General features: G+C 56.5%; 1 pseudogene. It reads right to left on the minus strand.

The window, feature by feature from the left end:
* Positions 1-116: 116 nt before the first annotated feature.
* Positions 117-464 (minus strand): annotated as a pseudogene (locus tag A3754_RS27355) (hypothetical protein); the annotation flags it as partial.

The following is a 464-nucleotide window of genomic DNA, read 5'->3' on the forward strand; positions in this document are numbered from 1 at the left end:
GGACAAAAAAGTATCCACCGTCATAAACTCGGTTTCGTCATAGCCGCTGATCGCCTGCGCCGGGGCGCTCATGACGCACCACAGCGCCACCATCAACAGGCCAACCCCACGCACCATCAATTCACCAACCGTTCCTTATCGAAGAAGGCTTCAATCAACCACTGGTTATAACCGCCCAGCCGCTCGCCTGCCAGGCGCGCCTGTGCTTCATGATAAATCGGGTGATGCTCCATGCTCTTGGGCATCAACACCTGGGCGGTCCAGGTGGCGCCACGAATCCAGCCATAGTTGAACTTCTGCCACCAGCCATACTTCATGTCGTACTGATCCCGAATACGCGGCGGCAGCTCTGCGGCAGTGATGATTTTCTGCCCCCAGAGTGGTGCGATCATCCAGATGGATTTGGCGTCAAACAGGTCTTCCTTCAATTGCATGGCATTGGGAGTCACCGTCAGCTGCGGGCT

This window comes from Alcanivorax sp. HI0083 (assembly GCF_001635175.1).